The 21,572-nt window shown below is 44.2% G+C and carries 17 protein-coding genes; 6 read left to right on the top strand and 11 right to left on the bottom strand.

All coding sequences use genetic code 11. From position 1 onward, the window contains the following. Positions 1-17: 17 nt before the first annotated feature. Both LZG73_RS10405 and LZG73_RS10400 read right to left on the bottom strand, forming a co-directional pair. Positions 18-317 carry a HigA family addiction module antitoxin gene (locus tag LZG73_RS10405; RefSeq protein WP_233848522.1) on the bottom strand — a complete coding sequence of 100 codons (300 nt, stop codon included), beginning with the start codon at positions 315-317 and terminating at the stop codon, positions 18-20. Between the two features lie 10 nt (positions 318-327). Next, positions 328-609, bottom strand: coding sequence for a type II toxin-antitoxin system RelE/ParE family toxin (locus LZG73_RS10400; protein WP_233848519.1), 282 nt, complete (start codon positions 607-609; stop codon positions 328-330). Positions 610-667: 58 nt separating this feature from the next. Between LZG73_RS10400 and LZG73_RS10395 the strand changes: the two genes are divergently transcribed. After that, on the top strand, positions 668-3,637 hold the full coding sequence (locus tag LZG73_RS10395; RefSeq protein ID WP_233848512.1) for a DNA polymerase III subunit alpha: 2,970 nt from the start codon (positions 668-670) through the stop codon (positions 3,635-3,637). On the opposite strand, the gene LZG73_RS10390 is transcribed toward LZG73_RS10395, so the two are convergent. Further along, entirely contained in the window at positions 3,627-4,925 is a 1,299-nt protein-coding gene (locus LZG73_RS10390) for a hypothetical protein (protein ID WP_233848510.1), read from the bottom strand. The two genes, LZG73_RS10395 and LZG73_RS10390, sit on opposite strands and share 11 nt — an antisense overlap. 122 nt (positions 4,926-5,047) lie before the next feature. On the opposite strand from LZG73_RS10390, the gene LZG73_RS10385 reads away from it, so the two are divergent. Next, positions 5,048-5,521: a hypothetical protein gene (locus tag LZG73_RS10385; protein WP_233848509.1), complete on the top strand. Its 474-nt coding sequence runs from the start codon at positions 5,048-5,050 to the stop codon at positions 5,519-5,521. A gap of 67 nt (positions 5,522-5,588) precedes the next feature. After that, complete coding sequence (locus LZG73_RS10380; RefSeq protein ID WP_233848507.1) at positions 5,589-8,399, top strand: pitrilysin family protein; 2,811 nt, start codon at positions 5,589-5,591, stop codon at positions 8,397-8,399. 71 nt (positions 8,400-8,470) lie between these two features. On the opposite strand, the gene LZG73_RS10375 is transcribed toward LZG73_RS10380, so the two are convergent. Next, complete coding sequence (locus tag LZG73_RS10375) at positions 8,471-8,704, bottom strand: DUF3820 family protein (RefSeq protein ID WP_233848506.1); 234 nt, start codon at positions 8,702-8,704, stop codon at positions 8,471-8,473. Between the two features lie 13 nt (positions 8,705-8,717). Next, positions 8,718-10,187 (bottom strand): nicotinate phosphoribosyltransferase, encoded by a 1,470-nt coding sequence (locus LZG73_RS10370; protein ID WP_233848505.1) that lies wholly within the window; start codon positions 10,185-10,187, stop codon positions 8,718-8,720. A gap of 138 nt (positions 10,188-10,325) precedes the next feature. On the opposite strand from LZG73_RS10370, the gene LZG73_RS10365 reads away from it, so the two are divergent. Beyond that, the gene (locus tag LZG73_RS10365; RefSeq protein WP_233848504.1) at positions 10,326-10,583 is read left to right on the top strand and encodes a helix-turn-helix domain-containing protein; all 258 of its coding nucleotides are present in this window, start codon (positions 10,326-10,328) and stop codon (positions 10,581-10,583) included. A gap of 73 nt (positions 10,584-10,656) precedes the next feature. Here LZG73_RS10365 and LZG73_RS10360 read toward each other — a convergent pair whose 3' ends face one another. The 4 genes from LZG73_RS10360 to LZG73_RS10345 all read right to left on the bottom strand — a co-directional run bounded on the left by LZG73_RS10360 (position 10,657) and on the right by LZG73_RS10345 (position 14,655). Beyond that, a complete protein-coding gene (locus tag LZG73_RS10360; protein WP_233848503.1) occupies positions 10,657-12,141 on the bottom strand; it encodes a glycine--tRNA ligase in 1,485 nt (494 codons plus the stop codon). A 512-nt stretch (positions 12,142-12,653) separates the two neighbouring features. Continuing rightward, positions 12,654-13,097: a hypothetical protein gene (locus LZG73_RS10355; protein ID WP_233848502.1), complete on the bottom strand. Its 444-nt coding sequence runs from the start codon at positions 13,095-13,097 to the stop codon at positions 12,654-12,656. Positions 13,098-13,109: 12 nt separating this feature from the next. Then, a complete protein-coding gene (locus LZG73_RS10350; protein ID WP_233848501.1) occupies positions 13,110-13,559 on the bottom strand; it encodes a hypothetical protein in 450 nt (149 codons plus the stop codon). A gap of 91 nt (positions 13,560-13,650) precedes the next feature. Next, positions 13,651-14,655, bottom strand: coding sequence for a DUF6973 domain-containing protein (locus tag LZG73_RS10345; protein WP_233848500.1), 1,005 nt, complete (start codon positions 14,653-14,655; stop codon positions 13,651-13,653). Positions 14,656-15,006: 351 nt separating this feature from the next. On the opposite strand from LZG73_RS10345, the gene LZG73_RS10340 reads away from it, so the two are divergent. Both LZG73_RS10340 and LZG73_RS10335 read left to right on the top strand, forming a co-directional pair. Further along, positions 15,007-17,400, top strand: coding sequence for an ABC transporter permease (locus tag LZG73_RS10340; protein ID WP_233848499.1), 2,394 nt, complete (start codon positions 15,007-15,009; stop codon positions 17,398-17,400). A gap of 81 nt (positions 17,401-17,481) precedes the next feature. Next, positions 17,482-19,887 carry an ABC transporter permease gene (locus LZG73_RS10335; protein WP_233848498.1) on the top strand — a complete coding sequence of 802 codons (2,406 nt, stop codon included), beginning with the start codon at positions 17,482-17,484 and terminating at the stop codon, positions 19,885-19,887. Between the two features lie 97 nt (positions 19,888-19,984). On the opposite strand, the gene LZG73_RS10330 is transcribed toward LZG73_RS10335, so the two are convergent. Beyond that, positions 19,985-20,176 (bottom strand): hypothetical protein, encoded by a 192-nt coding sequence (locus LZG73_RS10330; RefSeq protein ID WP_233848497.1) that lies wholly within the window; start codon positions 20,174-20,176, stop codon positions 19,985-19,987. A 96-nt stretch (positions 20,177-20,272) separates the two neighbouring features. Continuing rightward, positions 20,273-21,517: an MFS transporter gene (locus LZG73_RS10325; protein WP_233848496.1), complete on the bottom strand. Its 1,245-nt coding sequence runs from the start codon at positions 21,515-21,517 to the stop codon at positions 20,273-20,275. Positions 21,518-21,572 lie beyond the last annotated feature (55 nt).

Genomic DNA, 21,572 nt, shown 5'->3' with positions numbered 1-21,572 from the left:
TTTATGAGATTTGCTGCTTATGCCGCCTTTTGGTCAAGTGTTTTTATATTTTTTAAATCCTGGGAAATCAAATGCTGTTCTTCTTCCAAGTCAAAATCATCTTGCAAACCGAGCCAGAATTTGGCCGAAGTTCCAAAATATTTACTCAACCGAAGTGCCGTGTCCGCAGTAATTCGTCTTCGTCCTTTGATGATTTCGCTGATCCTTGTCTGAGGAATAGCAGTGTCTTTGGCCAGCTTATATGCAGAAATGCCCATTGGAATTAAGAACTCTTCTGAAAGGATTTCGCCGGGATGAACATTATTAAGTTTTTCCATTATGCCTAAATTAATGATAGTCTACAATGTTTACATCAGATGCATTTCCGTCTTGCCATATAAAAACAATTCGCCACTGATCATTGACTCTGATACTATAAAAATCTTTCAATGTTCCAGACAGCTTTTCGAGACGATTGGCAGGAGGAATGCGCAAATCGGCAAGGTTCTGAGCGTTGTTCAGCATTCTCAGCTTTCTCCGGCCTATTGCCTGAATTTCCAGTGGCATTTTAGTGACCGTTTCGCCAAGCCATATTTTTTCAGTGTGTTTAGACGAAAAATTTAGAATCATATCGTAGTGCGTTACTAACGTTAAAAGTAAGTAAAAAAGTTTGTTTCCCCCAATTGCCATGCTACTCAACTGTCATTCTTATTTCAGCCTTCGGTTCGGGACGATTCCTGAGCAGGAATTGCTTCAATTGACCAGGGAAAACGGTTATGGCTGTATCGCCTTGACCGATATCAACAATACATCCGGCTGTTTGAATTTTATAAGAATGGCACCGAAATATGACGTAAAACCGATTGTCGGGATCGATTTCAGGAATGGCGCGCACCAGCAATTCGTGGGCTTGGCAAAGAATAATGCTGGTTTTCAGCAATTAAACAGTTATTTATCAAAACATTCTCACGAAAAATTACCCTTTCCAGAGGAAGCGCCCGAGCTTGAAAATACGGCATTCATTTATCCGTTTGAAACGCTTTTGCAATCAAAAAGGGAAAAACTTCTGCCCAATGAATATGTCGGTGTTTCGCTGAAAGACCTGAACAAGATCCGCTTCTCACCTATATTTAAGCAAAAGGAAAAGCTGATCGTTTTGCAGCCGCTGACTTTTCGAAACAAGCGTGATTTCAACATGCACAGGCTGCTGCGTGCCGTCGACTGCAACACATTGCTAAGCAAGCTTCCGGCAACTGACACGGCGGAAGAATCTGAACAAATCGTCCCGTTGAAAGTGCTTGAATATCATTTCAGGGAAAAAGATCTGGACTTCATTATCCATAACACGCAAAAGTTGATGGAGGAATGCAGCATTCATTTCAATTTTGGTGATGATCGTGAACATCAGAACCTGCGTGTGTATGGAGCGAGCGAACGAGATGATTATCAGCGACTTTCATCATTAAGTTATCAAGCCCTTGGATACCGGTATGGCGATCATGTGACGGACGATATCTTTGACCGGATCGCGATGGAGCTTGATTTGATTCAAAAACAAAATTTTGTCCCTTTCTTCCTGGTCAATCATGACATTATCAGTTATGCGCGCCGGCAAAGTTATTATTATGTCGGGCGGGGAAGCGGAGCCAACAGCATCATTGCTTATTTGCTCAACATCACCAATGTCGACCCCATTGAGCTGGATCTTTATTTTGAGCGGTTCATCAATTTACATCGAAAAAATCCGCCCGATTTTGACATTGATTTTTCATGGCGTGACCGGGAAGATGTTACCCGATATATTTTCGAAACATTTGGTAAAAACGGCCAGGCTTCTCTCCTCGCCACTTACAGCACATTTCAACACAGTGCCGCGGTTCGTGAATTGGGCAAAGTTTTCGGTTTGCCCGCTTACGAGATTGATGCGCTGAACAACGGGAAATTTGATCCAAAAAAACTTGATCAGATCAGCAGTCTGGTTGTGAAATATGCGGGTTATCTGCAAGACAACAACCAGCCCAATCATTTGAGCATTCATGCGGGCGGGATTTTGATTTCGGAGCGGCCTATCCATTATTTTACCGCGACGGATTTGCCACCAAAAGGCTTCCCGACGACGCAATTTGATATGGTTATCGCGGAAGATGTTGGGCTGAATAAATATGATATTTTGGCTCAGCGCGGCTTGGCAAAAATTAAGGAGACGCTGGAAGTCATTCGTTACAACCGTCCGGAAGAGCCTCCAATTGATATTGATGATGTTAAAAAATTCAAAAAAGATCCGAAGATCAATGCGCTGATCAAGCAGGGGCAATGCATTGGCTGTTTTTATGTGGAATCTCCTGCCATGCGCATGCTGCTCCGCAAGCTGGAAGTTGACAATTATCTTGGTTTGGTGGCCGCGAGCTCCATTATTCGCCCGGGTGTTGCCAAGAGCGGCATGATGCGTGAATATATTTTGCGCCATCAAAATCCTGAGAAAATCAGCGAAGCGCATCCCAAGTTATTGGAGTTAATGCCTGAAACATACGGCATTATGGTTTACCAGGAAGACGTGATCAAAGTTGCGCACTTTTTTGCGAAGCTTACGCTCGGTGAAGCGGACGTGATTCGCCGCGGAATGAGCGGAAAGTTTCGAGGCCGGGATGAGTTTGAGCGTGTCAGAAAGAAGTATTTCAAAAACTGCAATGACATGGGTTATGAGCCCCAGACAACGCAGGAAATCTGGAATCAAATTGCAAGTTTTGCCGGATATGCATTTGCAAAAGGGCATTCCGCGTCCTATGCCGTCGAAAGTTATCAGACGCTTTTTCTGAAAGCTTATTATCCATTGGAATACATGGTGGCCGTTTTGAACAACGGCGGCGGATTTTACAGTCCCGAACTTTACCTGCACGAAGCCCGCATGATGGGTGCGACGATATTGGCGCCCTGCGTGAACCACAGTTATGCGCAGTCGGCCATTGAGGGGAAAGAAATTTATCTGGGTTTGCAGTTTTTGAATGAGATTGAAGAAAAAACCATTCATAAAATCCTGGCGGCGCGCGAGCAGGAAGGCGCATTTACATCATTGAATAATTTCCTGGACCGCGTGCCGATTTCGATTGAACAGCTGACGATCCTGATCCGTATTGATGCATTCCGGTTTACGGGCATTAATAAGAAGACATTGTTGTGGAAAGCGCATTTCAGGCTGAGTAAAACGCCTTCGAAAGTGCCGCAAAAGCAGTTATTTCATACAGAAGTGAAGGATTACGAGCTGCCCACATTCCATTCGTCGCCCATTGACGACGCTTATGACCAGATTGAATTACTGGGCTTTTCACTTTGCAGCCCGTTTGATATGCTTAAAAATGCGTTACCCAAAAGCATCATGAGCAAGGATTTGCACCATTATATCAACCGCGAAGTTGTGCAATATGGCTATTTGGTTGCCGTTAAAAATACACGGACTTCAAAAGGCGAAACCATGCAATTCGGCACTTTTCTGGATCAGGAAGGGCATTTCATTGACACCGTGCATTTTCCGCAGGTTGCTGCGAAATTCAATTTTGCCGTGAAAGGAGTTTATAAAATTCGCGGTGTAGTGATGGAAGAGTTCGGCTTTTTGACCATTGAAGTCGTTGAAATCACGCGGATGGATTCTGCTATGCGGTAAATGGTCGAGGGGAACGTCTTGCTGTTGGAAAAAGATTTGCAATGCTTTCGATAAGCAGCCAGATTAAAAGAACATTCCGAAGATTTAGTATGAGGATTAATCCAATGTGCTTTGCTACCAAATGGTGATATTCACCTGGAAATATAATGACCGTTAACATTACTATTGCGCTAAAAATCAGGAAGATGCGTTTACCACAAAATGGAATGACCGGCAAAAGCCAAATCAAATATTGGGGTGAGAACACTTTGTTCAAAAGCAAAAAAAGGACCAGCTGCGCAACAAATGCTTTGCTTAACCAAAGGACTGATATTGATTTCCTATTGCGCTTTTCAATTTGAAACGATTTGAAAATCAACGCACTCAATGCAATAAAGGCGAGCGGAGTGACAATTGTGATGGCTGCTAAAACGGATTGCGATGACTGCGTTGCGAGATGGAAGGCGCCATAATTGTGCAAAACATCCAATCCGATAAGATTTGCCCAATTTAAAAACAAAAGAATCCCGCCCGAAAGACTCTCAATGTGAATTCCGCGTGAACTGTGATAGCCAAGGAAATCGAAAAGGACATGTCCGGGTGTTAGCAAATAAGCCAAAAACATAATTAATACAACAATGAATCCGCCCATTAAAAAAGAAAAGAAGGGCTTGAAGGCACGGTTAACCCAGAAAAATAGCAGAATGATGGGGACAAAAATGATCGTATAAAGCTTGGCAGCAATGGAGGACGCCAGCATAAAACCTGATAAAACTGGCTTTCTTGAAAGATAATAAATGAAGACGCTCGTTAGAAAAGCTGGAAACGGATCAAACCGGAACAGGAAAATCGGCAATGCTAATGCGACAAGGATAAAATATTTGTATACAGCTTTCTGCTTACTCAAAACAGTTGTTTTGAAAATAAAAAAGCCGCTTAGAAGACCGAATACAATGTTTTGAATAACAAACCATGCAGTGTAAGTTTCAAAATTGCTTCGAAAAATGTGGCTTAGAATGCCGGGAATAATGATGGGAATCAGCGCAAATGGCGGATATTCAAGCGGGAAATCCTGAAACGGAATGTCACCAGCCAGGATTCGTGTCGCAGTGTTATAATAAAGGTTAAGGTCAAATCTTTGCGCATGGAACCGGACGAAAAGATAAACGACCTCTATCAGCAGATAAAAACCGAAGCATAGCAGCAATGCAATGTTCCTGACTGAAAGTCGCTTGCGCACATCGCCTTCGGATATTTCATTTACGTGGGCGAGTAACGCGTGTTGTAATTGCAAACCCGGACGGCTCATACAGTGACCATTTAGGATGTAACCAGTTACAAATTATCGCTAAAAACCGAGATTGGCAAGTGTTAAAAATTATCAACCGGCAAGTTTGCGTTACTTTAAGGAAAAAAAACATCGAACCGAGAATGAAAAAGCACATTCACATTATGCTCGTCGCGACTGTCGCGCTTGCTTCCTGCGGCAAAAAATCGGACAATAAGGAGGTTAACGACGCGGATACGACCAAAACGGAGCAGTCATCGGTTGTAGAAAGCCAGCCCGCATGCTTTGCTTACGAAGCCAAAGGCGACTCCGCTTTTTTGAAAATCAACATTGCTGACAGCTTGGTTACAGGCGACCTCACTTATGCATTGGCTGAAAAAGACAAGAACATTGGAAAAATTGATGGCAGAATAGTCGGTGACACGCTGCTTGTTGACTACACATTCATGTCGGAAGGCGTGGAATCGACACGGCAGGCGGCATTTTTGAGAAAAGGAAATGATTGGGTCGAAGGTTTTGGCCCGGTTGCTGACAAAAAAGGAACAATGTCGTTTACAGATAGAGCGAAACTCAACTTCGAGAATGGTCTGTTGTTTAAAGCTGTGGATTGTAACTGATTGAGAAAAAGTTCGGCTTTTTAAATATCTTACGCCGTCATGAAAATTTTTAAATAAAAACAAACAAATGAAAAAGGCGCTAATCGCTTTGTGCATTGCCGTAATTGGAATTAACCCGCTCAGCAGTGTTTTTGCCCAGGATTTATCCACTCAAAAGATCCCTCTTGACCCCTCGGTCCGTGTTGGAAAGTTGAAAAACGGAATTACATATTATATTAAAAAGAATGCCGAACCGAAGAACCGCGCAGAATTGCGACTTGCAGTGAAAGCCGGTTCTGTGCTCGAAACGGACGCGCAGCAAGGGCTAGCGCACTTTATGGAGCACATGAACTTCAACGGAACGACCAACTTTCCCAAAAATGAACTGGTCAATTTCCTCCAAAAAACTGGCGTTCGTTTTGGTGCCGACTTGAATGCATACACAGGTTTTGATGAAACCGTTTATATGCTGCCAATTCCGACTGATTCTGCCGGCTTACTTGACAAAGGATTGCAGGTTTTGGAAGATTGGGCACATGGCGCACTGCTAGACCCTTCCGAAATTGAAAAAGAAAGAGGCGTTGTTTTGGAAGAATCCAGATTGGGTCGGGGCGCACAACAAAGAATGCGTGACAAGTTTCTGAAAGTGATTCTCAACAATTCCCGTTATGCAAAGCGCCTTCCGATTGGCAAGGACAGCATTTTGAGCACATTCAAGCCGGAGACAATAAAAGCATTTTACCAGGATTGGTATCGTCCTGATTTGATGGCCGTGATCGCAGTCGGTGATTTTGATGTGGATAAAGTGGAAGCGACGATCAAGCAAAAGTTCAGCTCGATCCCGGTTCCAACCAATGCTAAAAAACGCACGAAATACGATATTCCGCTCGATGGCTCCACACAAGTGGCCATTGTTACGGACCCAGAATATCCGCAAAATCTGATCCAGTTGATTTACAAACAGCCGAACGCCAAAGAAAAATCTTTGAAGGACGTGCGTGACAACTTTGCTCAGGGATTGTATAATTCGATGATGGCTCAACGCATGCAGGAATTAACCCAAAAAGCAAATCCGCCATTTCTTTACGGCGACAGTCAATATGGCGACTTCCTGGGTGATCTTGACTCCTACACTTCTGTTGCGCTTGCGAAAGATGCGGCTTCAATGAAAACGGCGCTGACAGCATTGCTTGAAGAAAATGCCCGTGTTCAAAAATTCGGCTTTACGCAGCCAGAACTGGATCGTGCAAAAAAGGATTTTTACACATCCATTGAGCAATATTACAAAGAGCGCGATAAAACGAAATCGGCGAATCATGTACAGGAATATCTAGACCACTTTTTGCACGAAAACGCATTTATGGGGCCGGAAGCGTATTTTGAGTTTGTAAAAAAACACCTGGACGGCGTCAAACTTGCTGAGATCAACGGGCTTGCCAAGAAATACATTACTGACAAAAACCGCGCTGTGGTGGTGATGGGCCCAGAAAAAAGCAAGGACGAATTGCCTAAGGAAGCCGAAATTCGTCAGCTTTTATTGGAAGCCGGAAAGGACGTGACGGCTTATGTAGACGACGTTGTTGACTCGCCATTGCTGCCCACGGAGCCAACACCGGGCAAGGTAACGAGCGAAAAAGCATTGGAAAAGCTCGGCGTTACGGAGCTGACGCTTTCCAATGGCGTTAAAGTTTTGTTGAAACCGACTGATTTCAAAAATGACGAAATTTTGATCAAAGCCACAGGAAAAGGGGGTTATTCACTGTTCCCTGATGAGCGCGAAACGGGCGTTTTTTCCAGTTATTTGGTTCAATCCGGTGGCGTGGGACCATATAATCAAACGCAGCTTCAAAAATTCCTTGCTGGAAAAACGGCCAGTGCAGGACCTTATGTCAGCGAACTTACAGAGGGAATCGGTGGCAGCACAAGTCCGAAAGATCTGGAAACGACATTGCAATTGATATATGCATATTTCACTGCGCCCAGGAAAGATGCGGATGTGGTGACCGGGATTTTAGCCAATCAAAAGGCTTATCTGGAAAACATGCAGAAAACGCTTACACCCGAAAAAGTGTATTCCGATTCACTGAACGGCGTTTTGACAAGCTATAATCCCAAACGCAAACCACTGACAGCCGAAAGCATCGATAAAGTGAGCCTGGACAGAGCGGTGGAAATGTATAAAAATAGGTTTACAGACGCCTCTGATTTCGTATTCACTTTTGTAGGCGCTTTCAAGACAGAGGAAATGAAGCCATTGCTGGAAAAATATCTGGGTGGCCTTCCTTCCACGGATCGGGATGACACATTCCAGCACCCAAACATCTTCCCGCCAAAAGGCAAGATTGAGAAAACAATTTACAAAGGATTGGAGCCCAAAAGCCGCGTAACGCTCGTTTCAAGTGGTGAATTTGAATACAGCCCGGAAAACAACATTCAAATTGAAGCGTTGCAGGAAGTGTTACAAATCAAATTGATTGAGGCTTTGCGTGAAGAGGAAAGCGGCGTTTACGGCGTAAGTGTTTCCGAAGGCACCGAAAAATTCCCGTCAGGACATTACAGATTCAGCGTTGGATTTGGATGCGCGCCCGAGAACGTGGACAAACTGGTTAAGCGCACGCGTGAGGAAATCGATAAGATCAAACAAAAAGGAGCAGATCCGAAAGACATTGAAAAGTTTGTAGCCGAATCACAGCGCAAGACGGAAACTGCATTGAAAACCAACAATTTCTGGCTGGATTATCTGGACGATAACACTTTCCTTGGAGATGATTTGAATGAAATTTTCATGCAGGATAAGCTGTTGAAGTCGATCACCGTGGCAAGCACAAAAGCTGCGGCTGAGCGCTATTTTAATGATGACAACTTCATTAAGGTTGTTTTGATGCCCGAAAAGAAATAATGAGGAACAAATAACATTATGAGCTCTTAATCAATGCGATGGCGATGGTTAAGAGCTCATTTAGTTTCAAATCAACCCATTTTGCGCAGTCTATACAAAAGCGACTCCAAGCCATTGATCTTGATCTCATACATGGTGCTGAGGAGCATGCCAAGCTTGCCTGCCGGAAATCCCTGGCGTTGAAACCACTCCAAATAAGAAACGGGCAGGTCGGCAATCAGCATATCCTTGTGTTTGCCAAAAGGCATTTTATATTGAAGGAGTTCTTTAAGTAATGCCGGGTCAGGCAGTGGGGCTTCTTGCATAATTTGACGAAGTTTAAGATTTATTAGCAGCCCTTAATTTAATGATAAGGTCCGTTTTTAGATCAAAAAGACCTTTTTCTAATCCAACCGGATAGGTGTGCGGATTAACAAAACGCTTGCTTCCCTTATGCAAATTTGCCAATTGCTGTTGCACACGGCGGCGCGTTTCATGCACGGATGGCAATGTATAAACCAAATGTCCTTTGGTAAAAACCGGCACTAACAAATCTTCAAATTGCACATCCTCCGCGAAGGACCGGTTTTTGGTAAAGTCATAGGGATCCACCATTGTCGGTTTCGTTTCCATCGGTGTTTCAACATTAAAAATCATGTCCGAAACAAAACCACTCGCATCTCGGAATCGCCGCACTTGCTGTATGCCGGGCGTCGAAACCTTGATGGCTTGTTCGGAAAGTTTGAGCTTGTAATCCCATTCGCCTGACGCTGTTTTAATGGCCGCCAATTTGTAAACGCCTCCCAATGCAGGCTGATCGAAGGCAGTCACCAGCTTCGTCCCGATGCCCCAAACATTGATTTTTGAGCCCTGGATCTTTAAACTGTCCATGATATATTCGTCGAGGTCGTTGCTGGCGACAATGTTTGTTTTTTCAAATCCTGCTTCATCCAACATGCTCCTGGCCTCAATGCTCAAATAAGCTAAATCACCCGAATCCAGCCTTATTCCGTTCAAATCATAACCACGTTCACGCAGCTTCTGCCCTGCCTTAATTGCATTTTGAACGCCATTCAGCGAATCGTAAGTGTCGACAAGCAATGTCACATTGTTGGGCATGTGCTTTGCGTAAGTCTCAAAAGCTTCAAGTTCACTATCGAAAGACATCACCCAGCTGTGCGCGTGCGTGCCCTTAACCGGAATGTCGTAAACCTTTCCTGCAATGACATTAGACGTCGCATCAAAGCCACCGATATATGCCGCCCGACTCGCAGTTACGCCTCCGTCCGGACCCTGCGCACGCCGCAAACCGAATTCCAACAACACATCATCCTTAGCAACCAGCCGCATTCGCGCCGCTTTTGTTGCGATCAAAGACTGAAAATTAATCAGATTTAAAAGTGGCGTTTCCAGAAGTTGGCATTGGAGAATCGGCCCTTGGATACGAAGCAAAGGCTCATTTGGAAAAACCACAGTCCCCTCCGGAATGGCGTGAATGCTGCATTCCAGCTTCATTGTCCGCAAATATTCTAGAAAGCCATGTTCGAAAAGCTTCGAACCATCGTTTCCGGTTAAAGAACCTACATATTCCAAATCTGCTTCACTAAACCGGTAATCGTTCAGATAATCAATTACGCTGCTCAAACCGCAAGAAATGGTGAATCCGCCCTGAAATGGATGTTTTCGGAAATAGAGATTAAAGACCGCCTCCTGCTCCGCCTTGCCCGCTTTCCAATAGCCGTAAGCCATGGTAAGTTGGTAAAGATCAGTCAGTAAGCTTAGTGATGTGTCATACAATTTGTTGATCATGCGTGTTTTTGAATGATTAAAGACTGACTATTTAGCAAATATTCGCGACTAAGTCTACTTTGGAAGATCTGGAATGACCTTCAAATTCGTATGTTCTGGTAAAGCTGACATTAACCCAGCAAACTAAATCAACGTTTCATGACACAAACAATCGATTCAAAAATCAGATCGGTAGCTCATAACATTCGGAAGATCAGAGAATTTCGTAATTACACGCAGGAATATCTGGCAATGAAACTCGGCATTTCACAAAATGCTTACAGCAAGATAGAATTGGGTTACACGCGCCTTACTTTGGAGCGGCTGATACAAATTGCTCAAATTCTGGGCGTTGATATCGTCGATCTGATCAATGAAAACTCAGAAGATCTCGTGCGCCTGCATACAACCAAGTAACCTGCGTCACGCATCAACCATTAAAAAAGGGCTGCTTTTTCCAAAACAGCCCTTTTCCTTTTTATAATGATCGTTAAATTGCTTCCAAGATCCTTTCGATCGCAACCTGATAACCAATTTTCTCTTTTAATTCACTGATTGCCACACGCTCCTGCTCCATCGTATCGCGATGGCGGATCGTAACCGTATCGTCTTCCATTGTTTGATAATCCACGGCAACACAAAACGGAGTTCCAATTAAATCCTGGCGTGTGTAACGCTTTCCAATCGCAGCGCCGTCATCATAAGTGGTTCGGAAAGAAGATTTTAGCGAGTTTGCAATTGCTTGTGCTTTCTCTGCCAATCCATCTTTTTTAACCAACGGAAGCACTGCCACTTTGAATGGAGCAAGGGCCGGATGCAATTTGAGATAAGTTCTTTCCTTAACATTTTCGCCTTCCCCAACCGTTTCTACCGTATAAGCATTGCAGAACGCAGCAAGGAAAAGTCTGTCGGCACCAACCGAAGTTTCCACCACATAAGGAATGTAATTTCCGTAAGGCTTGCCATTTTCGTCCAGGTCAGAGTCGAAATACTGTTGTTTTTTCTTAGACAATTCCTGGTGATTTCGCAGGTCAAAATCGGTTCTTGAATGGATTCCTTCCATTTCTCTGAAACCAAATGGGAACTGATATTCAATGTCAACGGCAGCATTGGCATAATGTGCAAGCTTTTCGTGATCGTGGAATTTCAGTTTTTCGGCCGGTAAGCCAATCGCTTTATGAAACTTCATGCGTGCTTCTTTCCAGCTTTCATACCAGGCCATTTCAGTGCCGGGGCGAATGAAAAATTGCATTTCCATTTGTTCAAATTCCCGCATACGGAATGTAAACTGACGCGCAACGATCTCATTTCTAAATGCTTTACCAATTTGCGCAATGCCAAAAGGAATTTTCATGCGACCACTTTTCTGCACATTCAGGAAGTTGACGAAAATCCCCTGAGCCGTTTCCGGACGCAGATAAATCAGGTTGGATTCCTCCGCCACCGAGCCCACCTGCGTGCTAAACATCAGGTTAAACTGCCGCACTTCCGTCCAGTTGGTCGTTCCTGAAACCGGACATTTAATATTTTCGGCAATGATCAATTCACGAACACCGGTCAAGTCTTCCGCGCTCAGCAATCGTCCCATTTCAGCCAGCAAAGCCTGCGCTTTTTCAGGCTGTCCTTCCGCTTCGTACTGCTCAGCCCTGCCTTCCAGCAACTGATCTGCACGATATCTTTTTTTGGAATCTTTATTATCGATCATCGGATCATTAAAACCATCCACGTGACCGGAAGCTTTCCAGGTTAGCGGATGCATAAAAATGGCCGCATCAATGCCGACAATGTTATCGTGCAGTTGCGTCATGGCCTTCCACCACGCTGCTTTAAGGTTATTTTTTAGCTCAACACCATTTTGACCGTAGTCATAAACAGCTTGCAAGCCGTCATATATTTCAGAAGATGGAAACACAAAACCGTATTCTTTGGCATGCCCAACAATGTCTTGTAAAGAAGTAGCAGGTGCTTGGTTCATTCTATTTGTTTAATTCGATTAAAAACGACAATTATCCACTGAATTCAGCTAATTGGCAAAATTAGGGAATTTGCCTTATTAAAAAGGTTTTCCATTCGTATTAACACGAAAGACTGGCGTTTTTGTGACCAACAAAGTATCATATTTCCCAGTGTTAAGGTCATCAAATGTGGCCTTGTTATCTACCAGCGTTTTGAGTAGAGTCTCATCGACATCGATAAATTGCTTTGACCAACCGAGCCCGGGCTTTCCACACAAAGTTAACAGACCCAGACTCGGGACGTAGTTTAAGATAAATTTCCCGCCTCGTTTAGATATTACCTCGTAGCCCTCCCTATCATCTGGTCTATTGTTGTAAAATTCATAAAGTTTTGGAATGGCATCGCGTCTTTGTGATACTCTATCCCCTTCTTCTAGAAGCAATGTTCTTGTCGAAATCGGGTTCACTGAACCGATACAACCGGCCAGTGAACATATCAGAAATAGTAATATCGTTCGTCTCAGTTTCATAGTTAAATACTGGGGTATCCGTTTGTTTTCACACTATACATCGGATTATTCCTGACCAAAACACTGTCAAAAGCACTTCCGATAGACCCTACACCATGTAGATCGTCAAAGGTGATTTTATCATTTATTAGTCTTTGCAATGCGGCTTCGTCAACCTCCTTAAACTGAGGACCCCAACCGCTTCCGGGATCGCCGCAGAGGGTCAAGAGCTTCAATTCGGGAACATAATTGATTATGAATCTTCCGTTCCCTCTTGCAATCACCTCGTAAACCTCCTTTTCTTTTGTGCTGTTCATATAATGATCATACAAAGTATTAATAGCATCCGCACGCGATTCCTCCCGGTCTTTCCCATCGATATAAAGCGTATCGACGTCGGGATGCGAAAGTTCATGGCAGCTCATCAGAAACAGCATCTGCAAAATCAACCTCAATTTTAGAATCATAGAAGCATTTGGTTATAGACTTGGACTACCATTCGTTTTAACATTAATAAACGGCTCATTCACAATGAGCAAACTATCGTAACCGATCGGATCTGATGCAATCTTGCCGAGGCTATCAAAGGAATAACCACCTAAAGCGAGTTTTTGAAGCGTTACTTCTTTCACATTTTTGAATTGGTTTAACCAACCACTTCCCGGATCTGCACACAGCGTTAGCAATTCCAGTTTTGGAGTGTAATTAAGAATGAACCGGCCATTACCATTTGAAATAACCTCATACGCCTCCTTATCTTTTTGGCTGTTTACATAATGCGCATACAATTTCGGAATGGCTTCCAACTTTTCTGCTTCTTCGGTGCCACCATTTACATACAAGGTGTCCACATGAGGATGAGAAACTTCGTGGCATCCGGTCAGATTCATAGCTAGCAAAAAACAGACTATTCTAGGCAAGTTTCTCATATCGAGTCATTGTTTACAGGTTAGTTCTTAATTCGTCAACGGATCGACTTGGACCAAGTGTTGATTAGGGCTATATAAATCGTTGTAGAGCTTATTCCAAGTTGTCTGATTGTTCCCTCCATGCCAAATTTAAAATGTCAATTAAAGGGTGAACCGCGCTTGAATTTGCCTTCGTTATCATTGTGGCGATTATATCATCTACGCTAGGTATTTTTCGGAATGGTCCAAACCCCCATGAAGTCTCATTTGCCATCCACTCACGCGCTGACATATTATTGTGCAAATCCATGGCTACTATTTTGATTTGGTTTTGCGATCCGTCATCATTCATTTCATGTTTTGAAGTTCCATCTTGTGTAAAATCGACTGCCTGATTCTCGCTTGCTGGACTTCCCTTTAAGATATAACGAATTGATAGTGCGTTCCAAGTAGAGTGCTTAAACGCATTTGCGTTGTTCCCATCTTTGTCATTATTATATATATTCGGCGTCAGGAAATTCACATCATTTGCAGCCTGTATGTAATGCTGTGCGTATCCCGGATTTAGCAACAAATGATTTTTCTCAGGAGTTGTCAAGCTTCCAGGCGACGGCCCAGCAGTTCTTGCATTTCTTAGCCTTTCTAACGCAATCACCTCCGCTACAACATCGCGCTTGCAGAGCGTTTGATAATAGTCGTAAATAAGGCCGCGCTTTTCGTTTGCTTCTTCATGCGTTTCAATGTCTGGAAAGTCCCTGAAAACCCTCTCCAAGTCCTTTTCTAAAATTCCTTCTTCCGAAGTGATGACAGGGTAATTAGCATTGTGCTTCACTAAAATCGGCAGTAACTCTTCATAGGTGATGCCTGCGTATTCACCGGAAGTCTTCGCATGCTTAATTTGTGAAAGCCGCTCATAGTAATTGTCAAACTCTTCCTGAGTCTGACCAAAAAGCTCCTTCGGAAAATTCGCCGGAACAACGACCCGCTCTCCTTTGAAAGCAATTATTTCCGTTGCTATTTCCGGAGCAACGCTCTCGTCCGCACCAGGTCTATCGCAGGACGAAATCGCAAAGCCAAAAAACGTAAACACAAGCACATTCCTTAAATTTAATTTCATAAATTGAAACGGTTTAAATGATGAAAATAATTTGAACCAGTGTCGTCCCGCCCTTCCGACGCCAATCTCGGGGCGGGATTTTATTTTGCAAGATATTCGACATTCCAGGAGAAATAGCTTGTAATAATGGCTCAATTATCTGGCGGCTGACGCCATTAAGTTATCGGCTAGTTTTTTAGCAGAATTTACATTTCCAGCCAAAATCAAACACCAATGTTCAATAGCGAACAGCGACATTCGTTCGAATTTGCTCCAAACAGCTCATTATCAGCTTTTCCGCTTGTTGGCATGTTAATTTTATTTGCACATATCAGTTGCCTGCACTGATCCTAACTGATAAATCTTCACATCATGCTCCCTAACTACTTCAAAATAGCATTTCGAAATTTTCGGAATCAGCGGCTGTTTAGCAGCCTCAATGTTTGCGGACTTGCGATAGGCATGGCCGCGGTTTGGCTAATGGTCCTGTATGTTGCCGAGGAGCTTAGCTATGACCGGTTTTATGACAAAGCGGATCGCATTTACCGCGTGGTTCAGGAGGGGAAATGGGCGACCGGAAGCTTTAATCTCGCGCCAACTTCGGCTCCATATGCGGCCGCATTGCAGAATGATTATCCCGATATTGATAAAACCGTGCGGATCAGCACAGAGGGTGGCGGCACCATTACTTTTAATGAAAAAGCAATCGAAGCCAACGACATATTTTTTACCGATGCCTCCGTTTTTGAGGTCTTCAATTATCCAATGTTGTATGGAGACAGGCTTACGGCATTAAAGGGCACGCAAAAAATTGTTTTAACCAAAACACTTGCCGAAAAACTGTTTGGTGACGCTTCCAAAGCGCTGGGCAAAACGGTTTTATTTTCAAATAACTTCCCAAACACCGTGTCTGGCGTCATTGCAGACGTGCCTGCAAACTCACACCTCAATTTCAGCGCTTTACGCTCATTGCCGGATAATTACACTTCCGGCTGGCAGCAATCGGATCTTTACACTTATATTTTATTAAAAGAAGGCGCTAATCCACAAAAACTTGAAGAGAAACTAGCGACATTTTTTCCAAAATATCTTAAAAAAGAACTTGGAGACATTGATTACAAAATGTCCTTGCAGCCCATTGCGTCCATTCACTTGCATTCGCATTTGGAATATGAGCTAAGCGCTAACGGCAATATTAACACGATCTACATTTTTTCGGTCGTGGCGGCGCTTATTCTCGTCATTGCCTGCATTAATTATATCAATCTTTACACGGCTCGATCCATGAAGCGCGTCCGGGAAGTTGGCGTTCGCAAAGCAGTTGGTTCGACACGCTCGCAACTGATGGGGCAGTTCCTGACCGAGTCTTTTCTAATGACCTTTTTGGCAGGCGGTCTGGCTGCATTATTGGTCATTCTTGCGTTGCCTTACTTTAACGAACTGGCCGATAAAGCGCTGACAATCAACAACAGCAATGGATTTTCAACCATCCTGATGGCAGCCGCTTTTATTATAGTCATTGGATTATTGAGCGGCGTTTATCCTGCGATTATGCTTTCGGGCTTCCGTCCGGTTGAGGCGCTGAAAGGGCGTTTAGGCAATAACATTGGCGGCGTCCAATTGCGGCAATCGCTAGTGGTTTTTCAATTTGCTGCAACCGTTGTGATGATCGCTTGCTCCGGCATTGTATATCGCCAGCTGCATTACGTTTCCCATAAAGATCTGGGTTTCAATAAAGATCAGGTGCTCACTTTCCATGTCGACAATGACGAACCGAGGAAACAGATCCGGGCAATTAAGGAAAAGTTAAACCAAAGTCCGTTCATTGAAAGCGTTGCTGCCGCAAGCAATCCATTGGGCAATAACAGCATCAGCGGAGGCGCATTGTTTGTTGAAACCGAATCCGGAGAAATGCCCACATCGACCCAAATTCTGCAAAGATTTGCCGCTGATGGCGATTATATAAATACACTTGAAATCAAATTGCTGCAAGGACGGAATTTCAAGGAAGCTGCTCCGGCGGATTTGTATGGCGCTGTGATTGTGAACGAGGCAATGGTCAAAAAGCAAGGGTGGAATGCGCCTATCGGTAAGAGAATCAAGTATTTTGTTGATGAAAAAGGAACGACACAGGAAGCAAAAGTAATTGGTGTCGTAGCTGATTTTCACACTTATTCACTACAACATAAAATTGAACCGCTCGTAATTCAAATGCCTGAAACTGAGGACAAGGACAACATTTACGTGCGGATTCAGCCAGCAAAAACCAAAGAGGCGCTGGCTTACATTAATAGCGTTTTCAAAGAATTTGACCCTGAGGCAAAACTGGATTTCCATTTTCTCGACGAAAACTTTTCGCAACAATATAAAGCTGAACAGAAACAAGGAAGCATCTTGCTGTCGTTCGCCGTGCTGGCCGTTATCATTGCTTGCCTCGGTTTGTTCGGACTGGCTGCATTTGCTGCCGAAGCCCGGACGAAGGAGATCGGCGTGAGAAAAGTGCTGGGAGCGAGCGTGCAGAATGTTGTGATTTTGCTATCAACAGATTTCCTCAAACTCGTGCTCATTGCCATCGTCATTGGCGTCCCTATTGCCGCTTACGCCATGCAATCGTGGCTTCAAAACTTCGAATATCGCGAGCATTTATCGTGGTGGATCTTTGCGTTGTCGGGTTTTATTGCGTTAATCATCGCATTGGCAACGGTGAGCGTTCAGGCGATAAAAGCAGCATTATCAAATCCGGTGGAGGCGCTGCGAGCAGAATAACAGCGCTTTCCCAAATAGTTAAAAATAGTTAAACAGCTCATTTTCAAAACCTGGCATTTACAATTTTGCCTAGTTTTGAAAATGATCCAAAACTACTTCAAAATCGCCTGGCGAAATTTGCTGAAACGCAAGTTCTACTCGCTCGTCATGATCTTTGGCCTCTCGGTCGGCATGACCTTTACTTTCCTCATTATGAGTTATGTATGGGGTGAATTGAAGGTTAATAAAGACCTTCGCAATGCAGACAACCAATATATTATCCGCAGCAAATGGAAAAATCCGGACATGGGTGTGGACATGGCAACGCTTGGACCGCTTGGCGCAACATTAAGGGCGGATTATCCGAATCTCGTTGCCAATTTTTATCGCTATGACGGCATCACAGTGGCTGTTTCGAAGGGTGAAAAGCATTTCCGGGAAGAGGTCCAGACGGGAGATTCAACATTGCTTTCCATGTATGGGTTCCCGCTGCTGCATGGCGACGCCCGAACTGCATTGAATCGCAAGAACTCGGTGGCGATTACGGAAGAAAAAGCATTGAAATACTTTGGCAAAAGCGATGTCCTGGGCGAGACGATCACCTTGCATAATTTCATCGGCGGGAAACAGGAGTTCGAGATTAAGGCCGTTTTGAAAGACATTCCTGTCAATTCTGTTACTCATTTGTTGCCTAAACCTTCCGGCGTTTTCATTCCATTGAGCAGTCTGGAAGGCCGAAAGGGAGCGGAAGACAACTGGAATTTCCCTTACATGATCAGCTACATCGAGCTGCAAAAGGGCGTTAGCACCGCGGATTTAAAAAAACCACTCGCACAGACGCTCGCGACCCATGCATCGGCGGATATGCGGGCTAATCTCGAAGTTTACTTTACGCCATTAAAAAACTATTATCGGGAAGCAAACAATGGGCTGGTCAGCAAAATGATATACACATTATCGGGTGTGACGCTCTTCATTTTGCTCATGGCGATTGTCAATTTTGTTAATATTTCAATTGGCAAATCCTCATCCCGCCTGAAAGAAATTGGCGTAAGGAAAGTGCTGGGAAGTCTCAAAAAGCAGCTTATCGGTCAATTTTTGGCTGAATCTGTAATCCTCGCATTGTTTGCCATGTTGCTTTCTATCCTGTTTTATGAAATGTCACGCTCGGCATTTGCTGATGTTTTGGCCAAACCGTTGGGTTCAACATTCTCTCTATTCCCCTACTCTATCATTTTACCTTTGATTTCCGCACTGCTAATCGGCTTGATTGCAGGCGCTTATCCCGCATTTATTCTCTCTGGCATTTCGTCTGTCGACTCCATGAAAGGCAAGCTGAAATCGATCAAGGAGAATATCCGGCTGCGGCGCGTGCTCATTGCGTCGCAGTTTGCGATTGCATTGTTTGTCTTTGCAGGAGCCATGGTCATTTCAGGACAGGTTAATTATTTTTTCGACAAAGACCTTGGTTATAACAAAGAATCGCTCGTCAGCATCGCCGTCCCGCGCGACTGGACGCCCGAAGGCGTGGCTAAAATGGAAGGGATCAGAGACGAGCTCGCGCGTTTGAAGGAAGTAAAAAATGTGAGTTTGTCCTATGAAATTCCAAATGGCAACAATGGCGGACATTCAGGATTATACAAATCTGGCCAGGATTCGACGCAAGCCATTCATACACAGTTTCTCAGCACAGACGAAAAATATGCCGACACATACCAGATCAGCATGCGGGCCGGGAAGTTTTTCAATGCAAGGGAGGGCGCATATCAGCCGGATAAAGTTGTTTTGAATGAAACGGCGGCAAAAGCTTTGGGATATCAAAATGCTGAAAGCGCCGTTGGGACGCAGGTTAGGGTCCACAACGTTCCGACGCCACTCACTGTCGACGGTGTTTGTAAAGATTTCAATTTTGCCTCTGTACATCAGGAGATTAAGCCAATGGCTTTTTTCCATGTGAAGAGCGGAAACGCATTTCGCTTTTTGACTTTCAGGCTTAATCCTTCCAATTTAGGCGAGTCGATGGCGGCATTGGAAAACAAATGGCGAACGCTCATGCCGGATGCGCCATTCGAGTATGCATTCATGGATGACACGCTGCAAAAGCTTTATCAAACGGAAACGCAGCTGAAAAAAGCGTCGCAAGTTGCTACGGTGCTGTCAGTGATTATTGTGTTGTTAGGCGTTTTGGGAATGGTTTCGCTGAGTGTTGCGCGCCGGACGCGGGAGCTCGGCATCCGAAAAGTTTTGGGCGCATCAGGCGCCGGAATCATCATGCTGTTCCTCAAAGAATTTTTGCTCGTTATGGGTTTCGCCATGCTAATCTCCTTCCCCCTGGCCTTCATCGCCATGAAACGCTGGCTCGAAACCTACGCCTATCGCATCCAGATCAGCTGGCAAACATTCGCCCTCGTCGGGCTCGGCTTTGCATTGGTTATCAGCATTATAGTTTGCCTGCAAACAACGAAGGCGGCACTAATGGATTCTGTTAAGAGCTTGCAGAGTGAGTGATGTTCACATTTAAAGTCAATCCAGTTTGGCCAAAATTTCCAGAAAAGATTGAAGAGTTATGAGGCTTAGTTTTGGAGATGGAATGGATTTGAATATATCATTTACTCTTAAAATTATCATCTGAAAGCATCGTATGATAATCCTGCGTTACGTATTGTTTTTGTTCTAAAACCTGATCAAGTTCTTTTTGCAGTCCATGATCAAAATAATTCAGAAGCATCTTGCGAAGTTCAAGCTCCTCCGACTCGCTAATGCCTTGGTCAAAAAGACGCAACAAGCTGATTTGCATATTACTAAGCCTGTTACTCTCGTGAGAAATTTTTGAATGTGATACCATTATCCATTATTTTTTCTATGCCAAGTTAACAAAAATATGAGTGACTCACTAACTCAGCCGCACGGAAAACAGATCTTTGGATTTCAGATAAATGTAGGTGACGACGACGATGGTGAGGATGCCGCCAGCCATCACGGACGGGACGGTTCCGAATGCTTTGGCCATGGCGCCGGACTCAAATGCACCGAGCTCGTTGGACGAGCTGACGAACATACCGTTGACGGCTGCGACGCGCCCCCGCATTTCGTCTGGGGGATAAATTAGCAAGATTGTTTGCCTCACGATTACACTAACGCTGTCAAAAACGCCCGTGGCAAATAGCGCTGCGCATGACAATAAGAAGTTTGTCGACAAAGAAAATATGATAGTAAAAACCCCGAAACCAAATACAGCGATCAGCATATTGCGCCAGGCGTTGTGTGTCGGCGGATAGTAGGCCATAGCGAACATTGTGACAAGCGAGCCAATGGAGGGTGATGCCCGCAGCAAACCCAAACCTTCTGGCCCAACCTTCAAAATATCTTCCGCATAAATAGGCAAAATCGCCACCACGCCGCCAAAAAGCACCGAAAATAAGTCAAGCGAAATGGCATACAACACGATCCTCGTCCTAAAAACGAAGCGGAAACCTTCTTTTAAACTTTCAATGATCGGTGTGACGATCTTCGGAAATTCGGGTCGTGTTTTGATCATGCCCAGCAAAACCCAGCACACAATAAAGTTGCCAATAACGATTAATAATGTGTCCGTCAGACCCAAGTAGGCGTATAAAAATCCGGCGATTGCCGGGCCTGTAATGGATCCGGCTTGCGAGAATGAACTGCTCCAAGTGGACGAATTGTGATAAATTGCCCTGGGCACCAGAAATGGTTTTAGCGAGCTGGAAGCAGGTGAGTAAAAGCCTTTTGCAAAACCAATCAACGCGAAAACCGAGTAAATGACGATCAAATGCTGCGTCTGCGAAAGTGCATCGTAAATGATAGGCTGAAATGCCAGATATAAGATGACCGAGCCAAGCAAAATCACAACCAAACTAATGTGCATGATCGTTATTTTGTTCTTCTGATCCGCGACATAACCACCAAAAATGGATGTAATTACGAAAGGAATCACCTGCGCAAGCCCAATCAGGCCCAATGCAAGCGGATCGTGCGTGAGCTTGTAAAGTTCATACGCAACAATCACCTCCTGAATGAGGATCGAAGCCGAAAAAAGAAATGAATTGGAAATAAAAAATCTAAAATCGGAGTAACGCAGGGCTGCGTAAGGATCTTGGGAAGCGACTGTTTTCAAATCAATGGTGTGGTGTTCAGGTTAGTAACACCTTTTGAGCGGGTTAATGTTCTGT

This window comes from Dyadobacter sp. CY326, from assembly GCF_021390515.1.
Taxonomy (GTDB): domain Bacteria; phylum Bacteroidota; class Bacteroidia; order Cytophagales; family Spirosomataceae; genus Dyadobacter.
The sequence above is the reverse complement of the archived record's forward strand: the minus strand, read 5'-3'. Positions and strand labels throughout refer to the sequence as shown.